This window comes from Pseudomonas sp. M5A4_2d, from assembly GCF_053345295.1.
Genome location: NZ_JBKEZW010000004.1, coordinates 62636 through 82987 on the forward strand (window position 1 = coordinate 62636; position 20352 = coordinate 82987).

The window sequence follows — 20352 nt, forward strand, 5'->3', positions numbered from 1 at the left end:
CTTGTGTGGGAGCTGGCTAGCCTGCGATAGCATCACCTCGGTTCATCAGTTACACCGAGTAGATGCTATCGCAGGCAAGCCAGCTCCCACATAAAGCACGCTCCCACATTTTTTTGTGCCCGGAATTCTATTGGCGTAGAGCCAAATTCCAGGCATAAAAAAACCCCGCTTTTAAGGGCGGGGTTTTTTTGACTAAGTCAGTACAAGTTAGATAACTTGAACTTCTTCAGCTTGCATGCCTTTCTGGCCGCGGGTAGCGATGAAAGAAACCTGTTGGCCTTCTTTCAGGCTTTTGAAGCCGTCGGATTGGATAGCTTTGAAGTGAACGAACAGGTCGTCACCGGATTGTGGAGTGATGAAGCCGAAGCCTTTTTCATCGTTGAACCACTTAACGGTACCAGTTTGGCGATTAGACATGGTGTATCTCCTTGGACAAAGTTAACTGCGACTCAGGAAAAGCCCTGGCCGAGACTGAGTGCAAAGAGCAGGAAAAATTCTTGGAGATGGTTGGATCGAAATTCAACATATCGTGTAGAGATTCTCAGTGACACAAGCAGCACAGTGGCGCCACCTTAACCCTTTTTCAGGAACGTGCCAATGGTATTTCCGAAGGTTTCTCTATTTTCGTGACTGGCGGTGGTATTTACAGTCATCAAGCGCTGCAGCGCGGGCCCCGGCCCGACGGGCTGTGCCCTATAGCAGGCAGTGCATTCATCAAGAAAAACCCCACGCCCTTTGAACCCCACGGCTGGCCCCGGTAAGATGCCCAACAGAATTTTTCCACCTCGCTATTCAGGACACCCGCCATGAGCATCAAATCGGACAAGTGGATTCGCCGCATGGCGCAAGAGCACGGCATGATCGAACCCTTCGTTGAACGCCAGATCCGTGGCGAAGGCGCGGCTCCCGTGATTTCCTACGGTGTATCCAGCTACGGCTACGACGTACGCTGCGCCGATGAATTCAAGGTGTTCACCAACATCAACTCCGCCATCGTCGATCCGAAAAACTTCGACGAAAAGAGCTTCGTCGATGTCAAGAGCGACGTGTGCATCATTCCGCCAAACTCCTTTGCCCTGGCGCGCACCGTGGAATTCTTCCGTATTCCCCGTGACGTGCTGACCATCTGCTTGGGTAAAAGCACCTACGCGCGCTGCGGCATCATCGTTAACGTGACGCCGCTTGAGCCAGAGTGGGAAGGCCATGTGACCCTGGAGTTCTCCAATACCACCACGTTGCCAGCCAAGATCTACGCCAACGAAGGCGTGGCGCAGATGCTGTTCCTGCAGTCCGACGAAGCCTGTGAAGTGTCCTATAAAGACCGCGCCGGCAAGTATCAGGGCCAGCGTGGCGTTACTCTCCCGCGCGCTTGATCGAAAGGTCTTACACGTAAAGGGAATTAGTCCGCGGGAATTGACTCTATTGGGTGTACTGCCTCGGTGCGTGCAAAACGCACCGAGCCACGCTTGAGGAGTCCTTTATGAAGATTGACCCGCGTATCAGCGCTGAACTCGCCCGGCTTGAACCCAACCAGATTGGTGTTTTGGCCTGGTCCCTGATGGCCGACCCTGCGTATGCGGGCGGCATCCCTGGTCAACCAGACGAAGATTGGCCCCAGCAACCCACCGAGCCCGGTGAGCCGACGCTTCCGGATGAGCCGCCACCCGCGCCTGTCGCCTGATTCGTCAGGGCAAGGGACATGGCCGGCACGTCAGCGCACCGGCCAGACGTCCTCATCGCCGATCACAAAGATCTGTTGATCCATGCTCTGTTCCACTGCAAAGCCACCTGTAAATGCGCCAAACGCCGGCAGCAAGCTGATACGCGAGCCGATCTGAAAGCACGGCAGCCGTAGACTCTGGCGGCCTTTGCCACGCAACCGATACACCGGATGCACATGCCCCGCCAGTACATGGTGGCTGGCGTGGGCGTCCGGCTCATGCTGCAACGCAAACGGCCCCATCAGCAGCGGCTCGGGAACCACCTCAATCCTCAAGTCGGCAGGCGGGTCGCCTGCGCGTTTATCGTGATTGCCACGAATCAAGGTCAGGCTCAGGTCGCGATTGCACGCTCGCCAGGCTCTCAAGGCGCTCAGGGTGCCGCTGGCGTGAGAGCCGGGGCCGTGCAGGAAGTCCCCGAGAAAGATCACCTGCTCGCACGGCAAGGCCGACAACAGCCGGTCCAGGCGTTGAAGGTTTTCCGAGGTGGTGCCCTGTGGCACCGGCTGCCCCAGGCTGCGATAGGCCGACGCTTTGCCAAAATGCGCATCGGCAATCAGCAGGCACTGGCGAGCAGGCCAGTACAGCGCCTTCTCAGCCAGCAACCACACGTCCTCACCCTCAAGCATCACTGAGTACACCCTTAGCGCTCCCCGTTATCCGCGACTTTTTCCAGGTCCCTGACCATCCGCGCAATGCGCTCCGACAGCTTTTCCGAGCTCATACTTTCGCGCATCCGCTCAACCAGCAGTGGGAAGGCCAACGGTGTAGGCCGTTCGATCACATGCAGGTCCAGCTTCAGCGCCACCAGATGGCGCAGAGTGTCTTCCAGGCGACGAATATCCAACTCGTCCCGCAGGACTTCTTCCCCGGCCTGGGTCAGCAGCAGATTCTGCGGGTCATATTGCTTGAACACTTCATAGAACAAGCCGCTGGAAGCCTGCACCTGACGGGTGCTTTTCGGCGCGCCGGGGTAGCCGGCAAACACCAGCCCGGCGATGCGTGCGATTTCGCGAAAGCGGCGCAGGGCCAGTTCACCCGCGTTGAGGCTGGCCGCTACATCCAATAACAAGTTCGCCGGACTCAGCAGCGCCTCGTTCAGTAAACGAGGCCAATCCACCGGCGTGGCACTCAACAGTTCCAGCCCGTAATCATTCACGGCAATCGAAAAGGTCACCGGCTGCAGTTGGCTGACCCGCCACGCCAACAAACTCGCCACCCCCAGATGCACCTGGCGCCCCGCAAACGGGTAAAGAAACAGGTGCCAGCCCTCCCGCGATTTCAGGGCTTCGGCCAGTAAATGCTCGCGCGTTGGCAGGCCCGACCAGCGCAACTGGATTTGCAGTAACGGTTGCACCGCCCGCATCTCCGGGCCGTCATAACGCCCGTGCGCGGCGGCATCAAAACGCTCAACCACCGCTTGGGCCAACTCATTGGAGAGCGGCATGCGCCCGCCATTCCAGCGCGGCACGGCAGCTTTTTTCGCGGTGCTGCGTCGCACATAGGCGGTCATGTTTTCCACCCGCACCAGCTCCAGCAAACGCCCGGCAAACAGAAAACCATCACCGGGTTTGAGCCGGGCGATAAAGCCTTCCTCGACACTGCCCAGGTTCTTGCCGCCACCGCCCTTGCTCCAGAATTTCAGCTGAATACTCGCGTCGCTGACGATAGTGCCCACGCTCATGCGGTGACGGCGCGCCAGGCGGGCATCCGGGACACGCCAGATACCCTGTTCGTCGGGCTCCACACGGCGATAATCCGGGTAGGCAGTCAGTGACAGGCCACCATGGCGCACAAACCCCAGCGTCCAGGCCCAATCAGCGTCTGTGAGGTCGCGATACGCCCAGGCACCGCGCACCTCCGCCAGCAGCGCCTGGGGGGTAAAACCACCGCCCAGGGCCATGCTCACCAAGTGTTGTACGAGCACATCCAAAGGTTTGTAAGGCGATTCTCGGGCTTCAATGCGCCGCTGGGCGATTGCATCCTGGGCCGCAGCGGCTTCCACCAGTTCGAGGCTGTGGGTTGGCACCAGCGTCACCCGTGACGGCCGTCCCGGCGCATGCCCCGAGCGCCCGGCGCGCTGCATCAAGCGCGCCACGCCTTTGGCCGAGCCGATCTGCAGCACCCGCTCCACCGGCAGGAAGTCCACGCCCAGGTCCAGGCTGGAAGTACACACCACCGCTTTGAGCTGGCCGTCCTTCAAGGCCCGTTCCACCCAGTCACGCGTCTCCCGGGACAGCGAGCCATGGTGCAGGGCAATCACGCCGGCCCAATCCGGGCGCGCTTCCAGCAACGCCTGGTACCAAATCTCCGACTGCGCCCGCGTATTGGTAAACACCAGGCAACTGCTGCTGGTATCCACTTCGGCCACGACCTGCGGCAACATTTTCAAACCGATATGCCCGGACCAGGGGAAACGCTCAGCGATGGGCGGCAAGAGGGTGTCGACCTTCAGCTCTTTCGCCGTTTGCCCCTGCACATTGATGCCGCCGCCTTGTGGGACCAGGACCTCCAATGCGTGGGCCTGATTACCCAGCGTTGCCGAAATCCCCCACACCACGAGTTCCGGATGCCAGCGCCGCAAACGCGCCAACGCCAGTTGCAGTTGTACGCCGCGTTTATTGCCGATCAGTTCATGCCACTCATCCACGATCACCATGCGCAGGTGCGCCAGGCTCGTTTCACTGTCGGCACGCGCCAGCATCAACGTAAGGCTTTCCGGTGTGGTGACCAGCGCGGTGGGCTGGCGACGGGTCTGGCGTGCGCGTTCGCTGCTGCTGGTGTCGCCGGTGCGCAGGCCGACGCTCCAGGGAATCTGCAAGGCCGCAAGCGGCGCTTCCAGGGCGCGTGCAGTGTCGGCGGCCAATGCGCGCATGGGCGTGATCCACAACACGGTGAGCGGCTCAGCAGGCGCTTTGCGTTTGCCGATGGTGGGCGGGCGAGTGATGGCGAAACGATTGAGGGCGGCAAACCACAGTGCATAGGTTTTACCCGCGCCGGTGCTGGCATGCAGCAACCCCGATTGGCCCTCTTTGACCGCTGCCCATACGGCCTTTTGAAAGGCGAACGGCTTCCAGCCCTTGGCGGCAAACCATTGTTTTGCGAAGTCGACGGGTTTTGCCATAGGGCGGCTGACGCTCTGGAGGTTCTCTTTCAAAGACCCTCCAGGCGCCGCAAAGGTTTACTTCAAATTACCGCTCAAAAACTGCTGCAGGCGCTCACTCTTCGGGTTGCCCAGCACATCCTCGGGCGTGCCTTGCTCTTCCACCAGGCCCTTGTGCAGGAACAGCACCTGGCTCGACACCTTGCGGGCAAAGCTCATTTCGTGGGTAACCATGATCATGGTGCGGCCTTCCTCGGCCAGCCCCTGAATCACTTTAAGCACTTCACCCACGAGTTCCGGGTCGAGGGCCGAGGTGGGTTCGTCGAACAGCATCACCTCGGGTTCCATGGCCAGGGCGCGGGCGATGGCCACCCGCTGCTGCTGGCCACCGGACAGGAACGCCGGGTATTGATCGGCCACGCGCGCCGGCAAACCCACCTTGTCCAGGTAGCGACGGGCGCGGTCTTCGGCGTCCTTCTTGCTGCAACCCAGCACCCGGCGCGGGGCCATGGTGATGTTTTCCAGCACGCTCATGTGGCTCCACAAGTTGAAATGCTGGAACACCATCGCCAGCCGTGTGCGCAGGCGTTGCAGTTCGGCGTCGTCGGCCACGCGCATGCCGTGGCGGTCGCTGACCATGCGGATCTGCTGGCCGTCGAGGGTCATCGCGCCGTCGTTGGGGGTTTCCAGAAAGTTGATGCAGCGCAAAAAGGTGCTTTTGCCCGAGCCACTGGCGCCGATCAGGCTGATCACGTCACCGGTCTTGGCCTTGAGCGAAACACCTTTGAGCACTTCATTGTCGCCATAGCTTTTATGCAGGCCTTCAACGGTCAATTTGTACATGGGGCGTGCATCCTCAAGGCGAAAGTAGGTAGCCGCTGCGGTAGGCCTCATGGCCTGCGACATGGCTGATCACCATCCCGGCAGTGGCCATGCGCCGCAGCGAACGGGCGTAAAGCAGGCCGGCGTTTTTGCAGTGCACGGGCGTTACGCGGTCAGTAATAGGGTCGATGATTTCAGCGATCAGTTGCCCAGCCTCCAGGTATTCACCGGGCAGGGCGCAAAACACCAGCAAGCCGCCGACAGGCGTAGTGACCGGCTCGACACCTGCCAGCGGGGTGGCCGGGTAAGGCAGGTCGGGCAATGGCGCTGCGTCGCCGGCAATGGCGCCGAAGTGAATCAAGTAGTCGATGATCGCCTGGCAATCGAGGCTGGCCAGGCCGTGGTTGACGTCGCCTTGGCCGCGCAGTTCGACGGTCACCGAAAAGCTGCCCATGGGGATCGGGAACCGCTCGCCGAAGCGTTGCTGCAACTGCCACCACACCAGGGTGAAACACTCATCAAAAGACTGCCCGCCGGAATCGGTGGCGAGCAAGTTGGCTTCCGAGCCGATATAGCGTGCCAGTGGCTCCACCTGCGGCCAGGCGTCGGGCGTGGTGTACAGGTGCGCCACGGCTTCGAAGTCGCAATGCAGGTCCAGCACCATGTCAGCGTCGCAGGCCAGGCGTTGCAGCACCAGGCGCTGGGATTGCAACTGGGTTTCGGCGGTGTACGCCGCAAGGGCCAGGCTCAGCGCGTCGCGAATGAGTTCGACGTTGTGCTTGGGATCCTCTCCCAGCAGGTCTTCGACCTGATTACCAACCTCGTCGCTGAGGTCGACAAACAGGCGATTGAAGTTCTGCCCGCTTTCCAGCTCGTAGCGACCCAGTGGAATGTCCATCAACACCTGTTCCAGGCCCACCGGGTTGGCGATGGGCACCAGCACGATTTCGCTGCGCAAACGCCCGGCCGCCGCCAGTTTCGCCAGGCACGCCTTGAGGTGCCAGGCCACCAGCATGCCCGGCAGTTCATCGGCATGCAGCGATGACTGGATGTAGACCTTGCCTTCAGCCTGTTCCGGGCCGAAATGGAAACTGTGAATCTGCCGCGCCGTACCTGGCACCGGCGCGATCAGTTCGTGTACCTGATGACGCATGAATGCTCCTTAGTGGCTCGGCCCGAGGAAGGCCAGCCAGCGGCGCTCTGCCAAACGAAACAGACCGACCAGGGCAAAGGTTACGGTCAGGTAGATCAGCGCCGCGATACCGAATGATTGAAAGGTCATGTAGGTGGCCGAGTTTGCGTCCCGGGCAACCTTGAGAATGTCCGGCACCGTCGCGGTAAAGGCCACCGTGGTCGAGTGCAGCATCAGGATCACTTCATTGCTGTAGTACGGCAATGAGCGGCGCAGGGCCGACGGCATGATCACATAGGCATACAGCTTCCAGCCGCTCAGGCCATAGGCCTTGGCCGCTTCGACTTCACCGTGGGCCATGCTGCGGATCGACCCGGCGAAAATCTCGGTGGTGTAGGCGCAGGTGTTGAGGGCGAACGCCAGGATGGTGCAGTTCATCGCATCGCGAAAGAACGCATCCAGCACCGGCTGTGCCCGCACTGCGGCAATGCTGTAGATCCCGGTGTAGCAGATCAGCAGTTGGATATAGAGCGGCGTGCCACGAAACAGGTAGGTGTAGAACTGCACCGGCCAGCGAATAGAGCGTTTGCGCGACACGCGGGCGATGGACAGCGGGATCGATACCAGAAAACCAAAGACCAGCGAGGCGCTGAGCAGCCACATGGTCATCGCCAGCCCGGTGATGTGCTGGCCGTCGCTATAAAGGAAAGGGCGCCAGTATTGCTGCAGAAGTTCGATCATCGCACGGCCTCCCTGGACCCAGCGGAGTAGCGACGTTCAAGCCGACGCAGGACGAAGTTTGAGGCGCTGGTGATCAACAAGTAAATCAACGCGGCGAGCACCAGGAAATAGAACAGTTGATAGGTGCTCTTGCCCGCATCCTGGGCGGCCTTGACCAGGTCCGCCAGGCCGATGATCGACACCAGCGCGGTGGCCTTGAGCATCACCATCCAGTTGTTGCCGATGCCCGGCAAGGCAAAGCGCATCATCTGCGGGAAGGTCACGAAGCGGAACCGCTGCCCGCGGGTAAGCCCATAGGCAGTCGCCGCTTCGAGCTGGCCACGTGGCACCGCGAGGATTGCGCCGCGAAAGGTCTCGGTGAAATAGGCACCGTAGATGAAGCCCAGGGTGATAACCCCGGCGCTGAATGGGTCAATTTCGATGTAGTCCCATTCCATGAAGTCAGTAAAACCGGTCAGCCAGATTTGCAGGCTGTAGAAAATCAGCAACATCAGCACCAGGTCGGGCACGCCGCGAATCAAGGTGGTGTAGAGCTGGGCGGGGATGCGGATCAGGCTGACGCTGGACAGTTTCGCGCTGGCGCCGATCAGGCCCAGCAGGACGCTGACGGCCAGGGAGGCGACCGACAGTTTCACGGTCATCCACGTACCTTGCAGCAACAGCGGGCCGAACCCCTTCAAACTGAAGGCACTCAGCCCCAGGGTTTGCAAAAGATCTTCAAACATGAATTCAGGACCTATGGCGATAAAAAAGCGCCCACCTGAAACAGGTGGGCGCCGGGGTGTTATTTACCGCTGTACAGGTTCAGATCGCCGAAGTGTTTCTTCTGGATGGTGGCGTAGGTGCCATCATCGTGTAACGCTTTGATACCTTTATCGAGCAGGGCCTTGAGGTCTTTGTTACCTTTTTTGATACCGACCGCAGTTTTGGCTGGCAGCAGTGGGTCGTCGATGGCCTTGCTGACTTCGTAGTCAGCGCCCGCTGGCGACTTCAAAAAGCCCAGTTCGGCTTGCAGCATGTCCTGCACCGAAGCGTCGAGACGGCCGGAAGTCAGGTCGGCGTACACCTGGTCCTGGTTGGCGTAAGCCTTGGTGGTTACACCGGCTTTATCCAGTACGGCCTTGGCGTAGGCTTCCTGGATGGTGCCTTGCTCGTAACCCACGGATTTGCCCTTGAGCGACTCAGGGGTGGAGTAGTTCGCGCCTTTCTTGAACACCAACGAAGTCGGGCCGGAGAACAGCTCGCTGGAGAAGTCGATCGCCTTTTCACGGGCTTCGGTCACGGTCATCGAGGAAATCACGCCGTCGAACTTGTTGGCGTTGAGGCCTGGAATCATGCCGTCAAAGTCACTTTCGACCCACTTGCACTTGACCTTCAGCTCGGCGCAGATCGCATTGCCCAGGTCGATATCGAAGCCTACCAGGCTGCCGTCGGCGGCCTTGGATTCGAACGGCGCGTAGGAAGGATCGACACCAAAACGCAATTCCTTGTATTCCTTGGCTGTAGCAACACCAGCAGCCATGCACAGAGCCAGTGCAGAAAGGGTCAGCAATGCTTTTTTCATTATGTAATCCCTGGAAACCAAGATAAGCGCTTGTGGCGCGTTTATGACTGTTACTGAACGGTGTCAGACGGATCACAAGTAGCAATTTCTGCACCATAGTTCCGAATGTCGTTCCGAATGATCGTTTTAAAAGGAACGACGAGGGAGTTCTGAGTGTAGGAGACGCCCGAAAACGGGCATTGATTTTTCAGTGCACCATTTAGAGGCGTCCGAAGATAAAAATGTCGGAGCAGGCTTACCTGTGAGGGCGGTAGGTCAGCTAACTCCTCTTCAGTTGACCCACTGCCATCGCGGGCAAGTCCGGCTCCCACGATGATTGATGGTGTTGGTGAAGAAGAGTCAGACCAGTAAGTCCTGCAGCGTTCCCAGATTGTCGGCCTCATCCACCGCCTTATCCTGGCGCCAGCGCAGCATTCTGGGAAACCGCACTGCAATCCCGCTTTTGTGCCGCTTGGAGAGGGCGATCCCTTCGAACCCCAGCTCAAACACCATGCTCGGCGTCACACTGCTGACCGGGCCGAATTTTTCCACCGTGGTTTTGCGCACGATGGCGTCGACCTTGCGCATTTCTTCGTCGGTCAGGCCTGAATACGCCTTGGCGAAGGGCACCAGCGTGCGTTCAGTTCCGGGCGGGCCGTCCCACACCGCGAAGGTGTAGTCGCTATACAGGCTGGCACGTCGGCCATGGCCGCGCTGGGCGTAAATCAACACGGCGTCGACGCTGAACGGGTCGACTTTCCATTTCCACCACACGCCCATGTCCTTGGTGCGGCCTACGCCGTAGAGGCCATCACGCGCCTTGAGCATCATGCCTTCCACGCCGAGGCGGCGAGAGCTCTCACGTTGTCGGGCGAGGTCCGCCCAACTGTTACCGGTCAGCAGCGGCGATGGCAGCAGTACCGGTTGGTTGCACTGGGCAATCACGTGCTCAAGCTGGGCGCGGCGCTCGGCCTGGGTGTGGCTGCGCCAATCTTCGCCCTGATACTCCAGCAGGTCGTAGGCCAATACAGCGACCGGTGCCTCCTCGAGGATTTTCTTGCTCAAGGTTTTACGGCCAATGCGCTGTTGCAGCAGTGCGAAAGGTTGCACTGCGTCCTTCCACACCACGATTTCGCCGTCGATCACGGTGCCATCCGGCAGGCCACTCACCAGGCTGTGCAGTTCAGGGAATCGCTCGGTGACCAGCTCTTCACCCCGAGACCAGACCCATAGGCGACCCTCACGCTTGACCAGCTGCGCGCGGATGCCATCCCATTTCCATTCCACCTGCCAGTCGGCGGGCGGGCCGAGCAGGGCGTCGAATTGCTCCACCGGTTGTGCCAACCCATGGGCGAGGAAAAAGGGATAAGGCTGTCCGCCGCGTTGCGCATGTTCGTCGCACGATTCGGCGGCGATCAGCTTAAGGTAGCCTTCGGCTGTCGGACGGTTGGACAGGTCGGTGTAGCCCACCAAGCGCTGGGCCACCCGTTTGCTGTCGAGGTCGGCCATGGCGGCAAGGGCGCGGGTGACCAGCAATTTAGACACGCCCACGCGAAAACTGCCGGTGATCAATTTGATGCACACCATCAGGCTGGGTTGATCCAGCTGCGCCCACAACGCGGGCAGGCGTTCGGCCAGTTCCAGTGGTGGCAGACCGCGCAGGGGCAGGAGCTTTTCTTCCAGCCATACCGCCAGACCGTCTTCCGAGGTGTAGGTCGATTCCGGTAACAGCAGGGAAATGGTCTCCGCCAGGTCGCCGACTGACTGGTAACTCTCCTCGAATAACCAGGGTTCGATGCCCGACGCTTCGGTGGCCATGTCCCGCAGCAGGCGCGTGGGGACCAGTTGACGAGGCCGCCCGCCGGACAGGAAGTACACCGCCCACGCAGCATCCTGTGGCGGTGCTTGGCGGAAGTAGGTTTGCAGCGCGGCGAGCTTGGCGTTGCTGGAAGTGGTGGCGTCGAGGTTGGCGTACAACTCGGCGAACGCTTTCATGCCGTGGCCTCTTCTTCATCATCACCGTATTCGGTGGTGAAGCCCTGGGCGTCCAGGCCTTTTTCGCGCAGGTGGCGCACCAATACGCCTACGGAGCCGTGGGTGACCATCACCCGTTCGGCGCCGGTTTGTTCGATGGCCCACAACAGGCCTGGCCAATCGGCGTGGTCCGACAGCACAAAGCCCCGGTCCACACCGCGCCGTCGCCGGGTGCCGCGCAGGCGCATCCAGCCACTGGCGAACGCGTCACTGTAGTCGCCGAAGCGGCGTATCCAGCTGCTGCCTCCGGCGGAAGGTGGCGCAATGATCAAGGCTTGGCGCAGCAGCGGGTCGGTTTTTTTAAAGTCGCCGGCGTAAAGGGTTTCGGGGATGTAGACGCCGGCCTCGCGGTACACGCGGTTCAACGGTTCGACCGCACCGTGGCTGAGGATCGGGCCGATGCTGGCATCGATGCCATGCAGAATGCGCTGGGCTTTGCCGAAGGAATAACAGAACAGCACGCTGGCCTTGCCGGCGGCGATATTGGCCTGCCACCAGGCATTGATCCCGGCGAAAATCTGCGTCTGGGGCTGCCAACGGTAGATCGGCAGGCCAAACGTCGATTCGGTGATAAAGGTGTGGCAACGCACCGGCTCAAAGGGGGCGCACGTGCCGTCGGGTTCGACCTTGTAGTCACCGGATGCCACCCAGACTTCGCCCTGGTATTCCAGGCGCACCTGGGCTGAACCGAGCACATGCCCGGCGGGGTGAAAGCTCAACGTGACGCCGTGGTGTACGAGTTTTTCACCGTAGGCCAGGGTTTGCAGGTTGATGTCCTGGCCCAACCGCGAGCGCAGAATGCCTTCGCCGGGCGCGGCCGCCAGATAGTGCTGGTTGCCCGTGCGGGCGTGATCGCCGTGGGCGTGAGTGATGACCGAGCGCTCCACCGGCCGCCAGGGGTCGATGTAAAAATCTCCGGCGGGGCAGTAGAGGCCTTCGGGCCGGGCGATGACAAGGTCCATGGGCGTGCCGGGGGCGATGGGCTTATCAGGTATGAGGGGACGGTGGGGCGAGAAGTTCTATCGGAATGCATAAGGTCAATGTGGGAGCGGGCTTGCTCGCGAATGCGGTGGTTCAGCCAACTATTCAGTGACTGATCGACCGCATTCGCGAGCAAGCCCGCTCCCACATTTTTGATCCGGTTTCGTCAGTCAGAAACCGGGTTACTTGCCAGGCGTCAGGGTCAACCGGGTCTTCCCATACACCTTGTCAAAGTTCTGCGGCTGCATCGGGAAGCTCAGGTATTGCGCCTTGAGCGACGGGTCGATGCCGTTCGCATAGTTCGGGCTGGCCGGGTTGCCGGACTGGCCGATGCCGCCCTGGCCCATCATCGGTTCGGCCTGGCCGAAGTCGATGATCATGCGCAGCGCCGGCACTTGGGTCGTCGCGAAGTCTTGGCCCCAGCTGTAAGGTGCCGGGTTCAAGGTGTTGTGGTCGCCGCCACTGGCGAATGGGCCACGAATCACTTGGCCGCTGGTGTTTTTCCAGGTGGTGCTGTGCAACTTGCCCCACTGCCAGGCCTTGTGATCGCCACCGAGTTGGCTGTCGCCGGCGCTGATTGCGGCGGCGAGGCTGCGGGCAAGGATCGCCGGCTTGTCTTCTTTTTGCGCGGTGCGCACGTCATCCCAGAACGGGCTGTCTTCGCGGCCCAGCAGGTGGTCTGCGTTGGCGGAGTAGGACACGTTGGCATTGCTGATAAAGGCTTTCCAGCTGGCGCTGTTTTCCGGGCCGAGTTCGTCGAGGAAGATCTGTTTGGTGCTTTCCTGCAGGAACAGCTCGTAGATCGCCGCGTCGGCGGAAGTCGGCGCCAGACGGCCATCAAAGGCCATCAGGCGATTCAGCGCCTCGCGTGCCTTGGCCGCTTCGGCCGCCGGCAATGCATCGATTGCCTGTTTCAGCGGCTGGGCCATACCCGGCGCCTGGAACATGGTTTTGAGCTTGGCGGCGAATAAGGTGGTCTGGTCGTACTGCATGGCGATCATGCTGCGGGTGTCATGCTTGCCGGCGTTGGCCAGTTGCGCCAGACGCTCGCTGCGCTCCGGTGCATCCCAAGAGTTGGACAGCTGCATGCCATAGCCGCGTGGCGCGGTGCGTTGGTTGGCGGTGCCGATCCAGCCTTGGGCCGGGTCTTGATCATACGGGTGCAGCATCGCGTCGGCGTAACCGTCCCAGTCAAAACGCGCGTCCCAGCCCGGCGAGGGCAGCAGGCCTTCGCCTTCGCGGCGGTTGGGGAAGCGGCCGGTGACTTGCCAGCCAATGCTGCTGGCGTCGGCGAAAATCATGTTCAGTGCGATGGCGCGGATTTCCCGGGTCGCATCCGAGGCCTTGCCGGCACTTTGTGCGCGGGACAGGTCGAAGAACGCATCCAGGCTCTTGTCATCCTTGAAATCGGCGGTTTGCAGGGCCAGGCCGAAACCGCTGGTCAGGGCCTGGCTGCTGTTGAGCAGGGCGCCGTGGCGGGTTTCGTACACCACTTCGCGAATCGGCCGCTGGCCCTTGGCGAGGTAGGTTTCATTGCGCACGGCGGCCGGCAGCCATTTGCCGTTGTTCTCGTAGTACAACGCGCTGCCCTGGCGCTTGACCTTCTCCAGGAACAGGTCCTGGGTATCGCCTTTGACCGCACTCATGCTCCACGCCACTTTGCCGTTGAAGCCCGACAGCAGGGTCGGCAGGCCGGCAATCGAGGCGCCGACCGCCTGGTATTTCGGCGCGCGAATCTGCACGTAGTTCCACGGCGACGGTGCTTGTGGCTGGGCCGCGAGGTCGCTGGCCAGCAAGCTTTTGCCGCTGCGGCTGCGTTGCGGGCCAATGGCCCAGTTGCTTGACGTGGTGACGGCCAGAGCATTCAAGCTGCTCAGTTGCTGACCGACGCTTTCCAAACCGGCCAGGCCGGTGATCTGGCTGAGGTTCACGCCTTTGAGCTTGTCGGTTTCGGCCAGTGGGATCGGTTCATCCGGCGCGCTTGGGGTGAGCCAGGCGAGTTTGTCGACACCGACTTTTTGCGCGAGCACCAGCGATGACAACTCCTCCTGCAGGTTGCTCGACTCGCTGAAATTCAGCAGGCAGAACAGCAGCGCCGAATCTTCCGGCTTCCAGTACTCAGGCTTGTAGCCCGTCTGGGCCAGGTCCGGCGGCAGCTTGTCGCGGTAGCGGAACAGGTAGGCGTTGACGCCACGGGCATACACTTCAAAGAAGCGCTTGAGGCGCGGTGACGAGGCGTTATACAGCTCGCCGGCGCTTTTTTTCAGGTTAACGGCGCGCATGAAGCGGTCGACATCCAGCACCTCTGGCCCGGACATTTCCGCCAGACGGCCCTGAGCCAGCAGGCGCAAGGTGACCATCTGCGTGATCCGATCGCTGGCGTGCACATAACCAAGGCTGAACAGCGCGTCATGGAAGGTGTTGCTTTCGATCAGCGGCATGCCCTGGGCATTGCGGCGCACCGAAACATTCTGTGCCAGGCCTTTGATCGGCTGCACGCCGGCAACGGGAGGCAGGGTGTCCTGGGTGCTCTGGATCTGGCAACCGGCCAGGCTTAATGCACTGGCTACTGCCGCGGCAACGCCGAACCGGGGAAGAAAATGTGAGAGGGCTGGCGAGGCCATGGCAAAGCTCCTGCGGGGGGTAGCGTCATTAAAGGCGCTACGTTAGTGAGCGCGGCGAAACGACGCAAGCAGGAGTTTGGGTCTTGCGCAAATCAAATGTAGGAGCGGGCTTGCTCGCGAATGCGGTGTGTCAGTCTATGAAGGTCTGACTGAACCACCGCATTCGCGAGCAAGCCTGCTCCCACATTTTGACCGAGGAAGACTTTGAATCAGGATTTCGGCGGATTCACTTTCTGTACCAGTTCATACGCCCGAACCGTCGCCGGCCGCTCTTTGATGCGGTTGAACCAGCGATGAACGTGGGGGAAATCCTCCAGACGCTGGCTCTGCCATTTGTGGGAAACAATCCACGGGTAAATCGCCATGTCAGCAATGCTGTACGCTTCGCCCGCCACGAATGGACGGTCCGCCAGACGCCGGTCCAGCACGCCGTACAGACGCGCGGTTTCATCTACATAGCGTTTGATCGCGTAGGGGATTTTCTCTGGCGCGAACTGGCTGAAGTGATGGTTCTGCCCGGCCATCGGCCCCAGCCCACCCATTTGCCAGAACAGCCATTGCAGCGCTTCCTGGCGACCGCGCAGGTCTTTTGGAATGAACTGGCCGGTTTTTTCCGCGAGGTACAGCAGGATAGCGCCGGATTCAAACAGCGAAATCGGCGCGCCGCCGTCGGTCGGGTTCTGATCGACGATGGCCGGAATGCGGTTGTTGGGAGCGATCTTCAGGAAGTCCGGCTTGAACTGGTCGCCCTGGCCAATGTTGATCGGGTGCACCTTGTAGGGTAGGCCGGCTTCTTCCAGGAACAGCGATACTTTGTGACCGTTGGGGGTAGTCCAGTAATACAGGTCGATCATGAAGCTCTCCAAATGAGCGAATGCCTGTAGGTATAGGTGATGTTGGAGGCGCAAAAATTCAATGAAACATTTAGGTCTACCGTTAGAAGCATTTCACACCGCGCTGTCCGCCAGCATCTGCAACGACTGTTGTGAGCACCGCTCAATCCGCACCTGCACGCCATACACCTCGGCAAGTGGAAGGCTCACGCAATGCCGAGACGGGCGGGTATGGGCCGGGGTTGAGCATTGCGCACGCCATTGCTCGGGCGCATGAAGGGCGGTTGAGTTTGAGTAATCGCGAAGGCGGGGGACTGGAGGTGGTGTTGCAGTTGTGGCGCAAATCCTGAGTTGGCAACACAGGACAAATGTGGGAGCTGGCTTGCCTGCGATAGCGGTGGTTCAGCTGACACATCTTTATCTGTCAGATCGCCATCGCAGGCAAGCCAGCTCCCCCACTGACTGCAATCAGGGCATCAGGCGCCGTGGCACTTCTTGAATTTCTTCTCGCTGCCGCATGGGCAAGGATCGTTGCGACCAACGTCTTTCAAGGCGTTGCGCACCGGCTCCTGGTGAGCGTGGCCGCAGTTCGGGCCGTGGACATGGCCGTGGTCGTGATCATGGTGATCGTGATCGTGATCGTGGTTGCAGTCAGGACCATGGACATGGGGTTGCTGAGTCATCGATGTCGCTCCGGAATAAAATCGCCGGGGATTATCTCGCCATTGTGGGCGACCTGCACGTCATTACCGATGAATAATCCGGTTTTCAGCTCGCCCTCCAGGCGATAAGGGACGGGCTTGGTGGGGTTTTTCAACATCTGCACCACATCGCGTATCTGTGGCCAGAGGTTGGTACGCACCGACACCCGGAAAAACCCATGGCTTCGCGGCGGTATGGTCAGCCATTCGTTGGACTCGCCTTCGGTCAGTACAAAATCGCCCAGGCTGACTTTGTAGATCAACCCGCGCACGGTGAGGTCCGCGTCGTCGCGATTGTCCACGCGAAAGTACAGCTTGAACTTCTGCTCCAGCAACTTGGCCCGTACCAATTCGACTTTCACCAGCGAGACGTGAGGCGCGGGCGCGTCGTCTTCGAACCACGACGCACAGCCGGTCAGACTCAGGGTCAACGCCAGCATCAAGCTGTACATCCGGAGCATGGCGTTATCCTTGAGTTGATTAGAGGTAGCTGGAACAGCACTTCTTGAATTTCTGCCCACTGCCACACAAACATACATCATTGCGCCCGGCCTTCACCTCAACCGTCGGGTCAATGAAGTACCAGCGCCCATCATTCTGTACGAAAGAAGATTGCTCACGGTGGCTGTGTTCTCCGCTGCCGTCGTGCCAGCGTGCAGTAAAGGTCACGAAGGCATGTTCCGGCTGGCCGCCGAACACCTCCGAGCTTTCCACCTCAAGGCCCAGCCAAGTGCTCTGGGCACTCCAGGCGCCGATGGCGGCGCGGTCCAGGCCGGCTTGCTGCGCAGGCACGGTGGTGGCCACCAGGTAGTCCACCAGGCCCATCACATAGGCGCTGTAGCGCGAACGCATCAGCGCGGAGGCGCAGGGCGCGGGGTGGCCGGCGTGATAATGGCCGCAGCAGGCATCCAGCAGGTTGCCACTGCCGCAGGGGCATATGGATGTACTCATGGTTACCACCAATACTTTCCGAAGTTTTCCGGGTTGGCCCAGAAGCGGGCGTTGAGCCAGTCCGGCACCTGTTTATAGTCAAGCAGATCATAGGTGAACAGCGTCAGAACCTGCTCATCGCGCTGGAACCGCTCACCGGCTTGCAGAGCCAGGGAGAAGAAGTCGGTGTCCTTCCAGCCGCAGGCGCTCAGGTCCACCAGCACGGCAATGCGGCTGCTGTTGAGGTTGCGAATGCCGCCCAGCAAGGTCAAGCCTTGCGGTTTTGACAGGTGCTCCAGGCAATCGACCACCAACGCCAGGTCAAAACGCTGCGCCGCCAGTTCCGCCGGTAACGGCCCGGGCGGCGCGATCGCCACTTGGGTCTGCGGATGCTCGGCTTGAAAGGCCTCCAGCGCGGGAAACTGGCTGGCACCCAACAGCAACAGGCGTTTGGGTTGGTGTAAATCGAGCAAGGCGGCCAGGGCTTGCTGGGGTGTACGGGAAGAAATGCCAGCGGTCATCAGAGATCCTCACATCAGGACCCTAGAGACTAGCGCGGCTGAGCGTGCGGGCCTAGAGCGGGCGGCGCCGAAAAGTCCGGCAAGTGCAGCGATCCTCAATGAAACCGGGGGTGTGGCGTACTGGCGCAGATGAAAAGAGCGGTCTTTACTCCACCCATCGGCCCCCGCCGATACCCTCAGGAGAAAGCACATGAGCATCATGCGGACAGCTCTACCCTTGGTTCTGCTAACCGGAGTATTGACAGGTTGCGCAGGGTTGCAAAAAACCGATTGGCCTACCTGTGCAGCCGTCGGTGGTGTGACCGGCGCTGCGATTGGCGCCACAAAAAGTTCTGCGTACGCGGGCTATGGCGCGTTGCTGGTCGGCGGCATGGCCGGCGCCTATTGCTGGGTACATGGTGACGGCGACGAAGACGGCGACGGTGTACCTGATAGCCGCGACAAGTGCCCAGGCACGCCGAAAGGCGTGCAGGTCGATGCCAACGGTTGCCCGCCCGCGCCCGTGCAGGCAGCAGTGGTTGAGGAAGTCGTCGTGGTCAAGGAAGAGACCATCGTGATTCGCGATGTGCACTTCCAGTTCGATTCGGCCAAGCTGACGGCGGCGGATAAAACCAAACTCGACGTTATTGCCACTCGCCTGAAAAAAGAAGCCCCGAGCGCGCAACTGCGGGTCAGTGGGCATACCGACAGCGTCGGTAAAGACGCCTACAACCAGAAACTCTCGGAAAAACGCGCCCACTCGGTCACGGACTACTTGATCAGTTCCGGTGTACCGCGCAGTAACTTTGTGTCGGTGACCGGTGCGGGCGAAAGCCACCCGGTAGCAGATAACAAAACCGCTGAGGGGCGTGCATTGAACCGCCGCGTGGAAATCCAGATCAACCGCTGACAACCCTTGCCCCTGTGCGAGCCACAGGGGCATTGCCGGCGATCCCCATCAAGTTTTTTCATCCTTCACTGGCAAATCGCCTGCAGAAGTCGGTACTGTGCGCCCAAAGAATAATAGGCAGGGGCATGCGGGATGAAAGTGTTTTGGGGGCTGGGAAAATGTCTGACGTTGCTGTTCTGGGGCGTGGTGCTGGTCAATCTGTTCCGGCCGCTGACTAATCCGTTCCACCTGTTGGTCAGCCTGGCCGGCAGTCTGTTGTTTCTTACCCACCTGTTGGAGCTGCTGTTGTTCAACAGCAGCGTGAAGCACCGTGCCCACCCCTGGCGTGACCGCTTGCAAATTCTGCTGGTGGGGATGTTCCATGTGCGGGGCCTGTCGGCGCCTGCAGCGTTTAATGAAACGAACAAGGAGGCCAATCATGCGTAAGGTTTTTCTGTTGGCCCTGTTGGTCAGCCCTATCGCCCTGGCCCAGAGTGTCAGTGTTGAAACCAACTCGCTGATGCGTTTGCCCAGCAGCACCAGCGTTTTGCAGCTTGAACGCCTGGATGTGGCGGACTACGGCACATTGTTGGTCCCGGCTACGATCAGCCAGGTCAGCGTGGATGAGCTGCACCTGGGCCGCGAAGCGCGTATCACCATCGCCCCCGGCAATACCGCGCTGCAATTGCAGGTGCGCAATGCGCAACTGGAGCATGGCAGCCAGATCACCTCGCGCGGCGCCCCGGGCACCCATGAACGGCCGGCCAAGGCCGGGCGGGACCTGGTCCTGCGCATCAATGCCCTGACCGCCGACGAATTATCGGTGGATGCCCGAGGCGGCGCCGGCGCCCAAGGGTATGCCGGCCTGGATGGCGCCAACGGTGTGGACCCGGGTTGCACCTGGGGTTCGGCCGGGCGTGGCGCCAATGGTGATAACGGCGGCGATGGCCTGCCAGGCGCGGCAGGGGCGCAAGTGCGGGTCGAGTTACCGCAGAGCTTCCCGGCTGAGCAGATCAAGGTCTGGGTCGATGGCGGAGCTGGCGGTTTGGCGGGGACAGCGGGTAAGCCCGGCAAAGGTGGGCAGTCCAAAGGTTGTGTGGTGTATCGCGCCGATGGCGGCGATAAGGGACGGCCAGGGCTGGAAGGGCAACCGGGGCCGGCTGGGCCTGCAGGTGCTGTGACTATTCAGCGGCTCTGAGTCGACGGGTCTGACGCTATCGCGGGCAAGCCCGGCTCCCACAGGTGATTGCATTTCAATGTGGGAGCCGGGCTTGCCCGCGATGGCGGACTCAAGGTCGCCTCAGAACATCGGGCGAGCCGAAGCAATTGCTACCACCACCAGCCCCACAATCAAATTGATTCCCACCAGCTTGCGAATCTGCCCCAGCGCAGCCGCACCCACCGGCCAATCCTCAGCCGCCACCGCTGCGCGCAGTTCCGGGAACTTCAACGCCTGGATGCGGATAAACAGCGCCGTCATCACCAGATATAAGCCCATCATCACCTGCACATAACGCGGTGCGGTTTCAAAACCGCTGAAGCGCAATTGCAACAGGCCGATGCCGCTGATCGGCAAAACCAGCACCGCGACCCAGACCCATACGAAAAAACGTTGAAACACATTCGCCCACAGCTTGAGTCGGGCAGGGCCCTCAAGTGCCGCCATGGCGGCGGGGCGCAGGATCATCCAGGCGAAAAACATACCGCCGACCCAGATCAGGGCGGCCAGTACATGCAGGGTGTAAGCGAGGCTAAACGCGGTCATTGTGGTACTCCGTTCTGCGCGGGATTAATTAGCGGG

22 protein-coding genes and 2 pseudogenes are annotated in these 20352 nt (G+C 60.6%); 6 read left to right on the forward strand and 18 right to left on the reverse strand.

The window, feature by feature from the left end; genetic code table 11:
* Nucleotides 1–207: 207 nt before the first annotated feature.
* Entirely contained in the window at nucleotides 208–417 is a 210-nt protein-coding gene (locus tag ACLBW8_RS13320) for a cold-shock protein (RefSeq protein ID WP_002554837.1), read from the reverse strand.
* Nucleotides 418–806: 389 nt separating this feature from the next.
* On the opposite strand from ACLBW8_RS13320, the gene dcd reads away from it, so the two are divergent.
* Both dcd and ACLBW8_RS13330 read left to right on the forward strand, forming a co-directional pair.
* Nucleotides 807–1373, forward strand: coding sequence for a dCTP deaminase (gene dcd, locus ACLBW8_RS13325; protein ID WP_017137166.1), 567 nt, complete (start codon nucleotides 807–809; stop codon nucleotides 1371–1373).
* A 107-nt stretch (nucleotides 1374–1480) separates the two neighbouring features.
* A complete protein-coding gene (locus ACLBW8_RS13330; protein ID WP_027604457.1) occupies nucleotides 1481–1681 on the forward strand; it encodes a hypothetical protein in 201 nt (66 codons plus the stop codon).
* 30 nt (nucleotides 1682–1711) lie between these two features.
* Here the strand turns inward: ACLBW8_RS13330 and pdeM are convergent, their stop codons facing one another.
* From pdeM to ACLBW8_RS13390, 12 genes and pseudogenes are all read right to left on the reverse strand, one after another.
* Nucleotides 1712–2347: a ligase-associated DNA damage response endonuclease PdeM gene (gene pdeM / locus ACLBW8_RS13335; RefSeq protein WP_447805546.1), complete on the reverse strand. Its 636-nt coding sequence runs from the start codon at nucleotides 2345–2347 to the stop codon at nucleotides 1712–1714.
* Between the two features lie 14 nt (nucleotides 2348–2361).
* Complete coding sequence (locus ACLBW8_RS13340) at nucleotides 2362–4842, reverse strand: ligase-associated DNA damage response DEXH box helicase (RefSeq protein ID WP_447805547.1); 2481 nt, start codon at nucleotides 4840–4842, stop codon at nucleotides 2362–2364.
* 57 nt (nucleotides 4843–4899) lie between these two features.
* Entirely contained in the window at nucleotides 4900–5664 is a 765-nt protein-coding gene (locus tag ACLBW8_RS13345) for an ABC transporter ATP-binding protein (RefSeq protein WP_064451175.1), read from the reverse strand.
* Between the two features lie 13 nt (nucleotides 5665–5677).
* Entirely contained in the window at nucleotides 5678–6796 is a 1119-nt protein-coding gene (locus ACLBW8_RS13350) for a succinylglutamate desuccinylase/aspartoacylase family protein (protein WP_447805548.1), read from the reverse strand.
* Nucleotides 6797–6805: 9 nt separating this feature from the next.
* Nucleotides 6806–7516 (reverse strand): ABC transporter permease, encoded by a 711-nt coding sequence (locus ACLBW8_RS13355; RefSeq protein WP_221294136.1) that lies wholly within the window; start codon nucleotides 7514–7516, stop codon nucleotides 6806–6808.
* A complete protein-coding gene (locus ACLBW8_RS13360) occupies nucleotides 7513–8241 on the reverse strand; it encodes an ABC transporter permease (protein WP_221294137.1) in 729 nt (242 codons plus the stop codon). Before ACLBW8_RS13360 ends, ACLBW8_RS13355 begins: the two co-directional genes overlap by 4 nt.
* Nucleotides 8242–8300: 59 nt before the next feature.
* Entirely contained in the window at nucleotides 8301–9080 is a 780-nt protein-coding gene (locus tag ACLBW8_RS13365) for a transporter substrate-binding domain-containing protein (RefSeq protein ID WP_017254762.1), read from the reverse strand.
* A 339-nt stretch (nucleotides 9081–9419) separates the two neighbouring features.
* Complete coding sequence (locus tag ACLBW8_RS13370; RefSeq protein ID WP_447805549.1) at nucleotides 9420–11054, reverse strand: ATP-dependent DNA ligase; 1635 nt, start codon at nucleotides 11052–11054, stop codon at nucleotides 9420–9422.
* The gene (locus tag ACLBW8_RS13375) at nucleotides 11051–12055 is read right to left on the reverse strand and encodes a ligase-associated DNA damage response exonuclease (protein WP_447805550.1); all 1005 of its coding nucleotides are present in this window, start codon (nucleotides 12053–12055) and stop codon (nucleotides 11051–11053) included. The genes ACLBW8_RS13370 and ACLBW8_RS13375 overlap by 4 nt, the downstream gene beginning before the upstream one ends.
* Before the next feature lie 201 nt (nucleotides 12056–12256).
* Complete coding sequence (locus ACLBW8_RS13380; protein ID WP_064451181.1) at nucleotides 12257–14698, reverse strand: penicillin acylase family protein; 2442 nt, start codon at nucleotides 14696–14698, stop codon at nucleotides 12257–12259.
* A gap of 209 nt (nucleotides 14699–14907) precedes the next feature.
* Nucleotides 14908–15552 carry a glutathione binding-like protein gene (locus ACLBW8_RS13385; RefSeq protein WP_064451182.1) on the reverse strand — a complete coding sequence of 215 codons (645 nt, stop codon included), beginning with the start codon at nucleotides 15550–15552 and terminating at the stop codon, nucleotides 14908–14910.
* A 93-nt stretch (nucleotides 15553–15645) separates the two neighbouring features.
* A pseudogene (locus ACLBW8_RS13390) lies at nucleotides 15646–15726 on the reverse strand (ABC transporter ATP-binding protein); the annotation flags it as partial.
* On the opposite strand from ACLBW8_RS13390, the pseudogene ACLBW8_RS13395 reads away from it, so the two are divergent.
* Nucleotides 15726–15881 (forward strand): annotated as a pseudogene (locus ACLBW8_RS13395) (ATP-binding protein); the annotation flags it as partial. The pseudogenes ACLBW8_RS13390 and ACLBW8_RS13395 sit on opposite strands and share 1 nt — an antisense overlap.
* A 126-nt stretch (nucleotides 15882–16007) precedes the next feature.
* Here ACLBW8_RS13395 and ACLBW8_RS13400 read toward each other — a convergent pair.
* From ACLBW8_RS13400 to ACLBW8_RS13415, 4 genes are read right to left on the reverse strand one after another with little or no spacing between them, the layout of a single operon-like run.
* Nucleotides 16008–16214 (reverse strand): SEC-C metal-binding domain-containing protein, encoded by a 207-nt coding sequence (locus ACLBW8_RS13400; protein WP_034137262.1) that lies wholly within the window; start codon nucleotides 16212–16214, stop codon nucleotides 16008–16010.
* Nucleotides 16211–16693: an LEA type 2 family protein gene (locus tag ACLBW8_RS13405; protein WP_064451183.1), complete on the reverse strand. Its 483-nt coding sequence runs from the start codon at nucleotides 16691–16693 to the stop codon at nucleotides 16211–16213. Before ACLBW8_RS13405 ends, ACLBW8_RS13400 begins: the two co-directional genes overlap by 4 nt.
* Before the next feature lie 19 nt (nucleotides 16694–16712).
* Nucleotides 16713–17183, reverse strand: a complete 471-nt coding sequence (locus ACLBW8_RS13410) for a YchJ family protein (protein WP_447805551.1) — start codon at nucleotides 17181–17183, stop codon at nucleotides 16713–16715.
* A gap of 2 nt (nucleotides 17184–17185) precedes the next feature.
* Complete coding sequence (locus tag ACLBW8_RS13415; RefSeq protein WP_064451185.1) at nucleotides 17186–17683, reverse strand: DUF6231 family protein; 498 nt, start codon at nucleotides 17681–17683, stop codon at nucleotides 17186–17188.
* Nucleotides 17684–17873: 190 nt separating this feature from the next.
* Here ACLBW8_RS13415 and ACLBW8_RS13420 point away from each other — a divergent pair, with 190 nt between their 5' ends.
* From ACLBW8_RS13420 to ACLBW8_RS13430, 3 genes are all read left to right on the forward strand, one after another.
* Nucleotides 17874–18572, forward strand: a complete 699-nt coding sequence (locus tag ACLBW8_RS13420) for an OmpA family protein (RefSeq protein WP_262667235.1) — start codon at nucleotides 17874–17876, stop codon at nucleotides 18570–18572.
* A 132-nt stretch (nucleotides 18573–18704) separates the two neighbouring features.
* Nucleotides 18705–18998, forward strand: a complete 294-nt coding sequence (locus ACLBW8_RS13425) for a DUF1145 domain-containing protein (RefSeq protein ID WP_064451187.1) — start codon at nucleotides 18705–18707, stop codon at nucleotides 18996–18998.
* Nucleotides 18991–19749, forward strand: a complete 759-nt coding sequence (locus ACLBW8_RS13430) for a hypothetical protein (RefSeq protein WP_064451188.1) — start codon at nucleotides 18991–18993, stop codon at nucleotides 19747–19749. The genes ACLBW8_RS13425 and ACLBW8_RS13430 overlap by 8 nt, the downstream gene beginning before the upstream one ends.
* 102 nt (nucleotides 19750–19851) lie before the next feature.
* Here the strand turns inward: ACLBW8_RS13430 and ACLBW8_RS13435 are convergent, their stop codons facing one another.
* Nucleotides 19852–20316 carry a CopD family protein gene (locus tag ACLBW8_RS13435; protein WP_447805552.1) on the reverse strand — a complete coding sequence of 155 codons (465 nt, stop codon included), beginning with the start codon at nucleotides 20314–20316 and terminating at the stop codon, nucleotides 19852–19854.
* Between the last annotated feature and the right edge of the window lie 36 nt (nucleotides 20317–20352).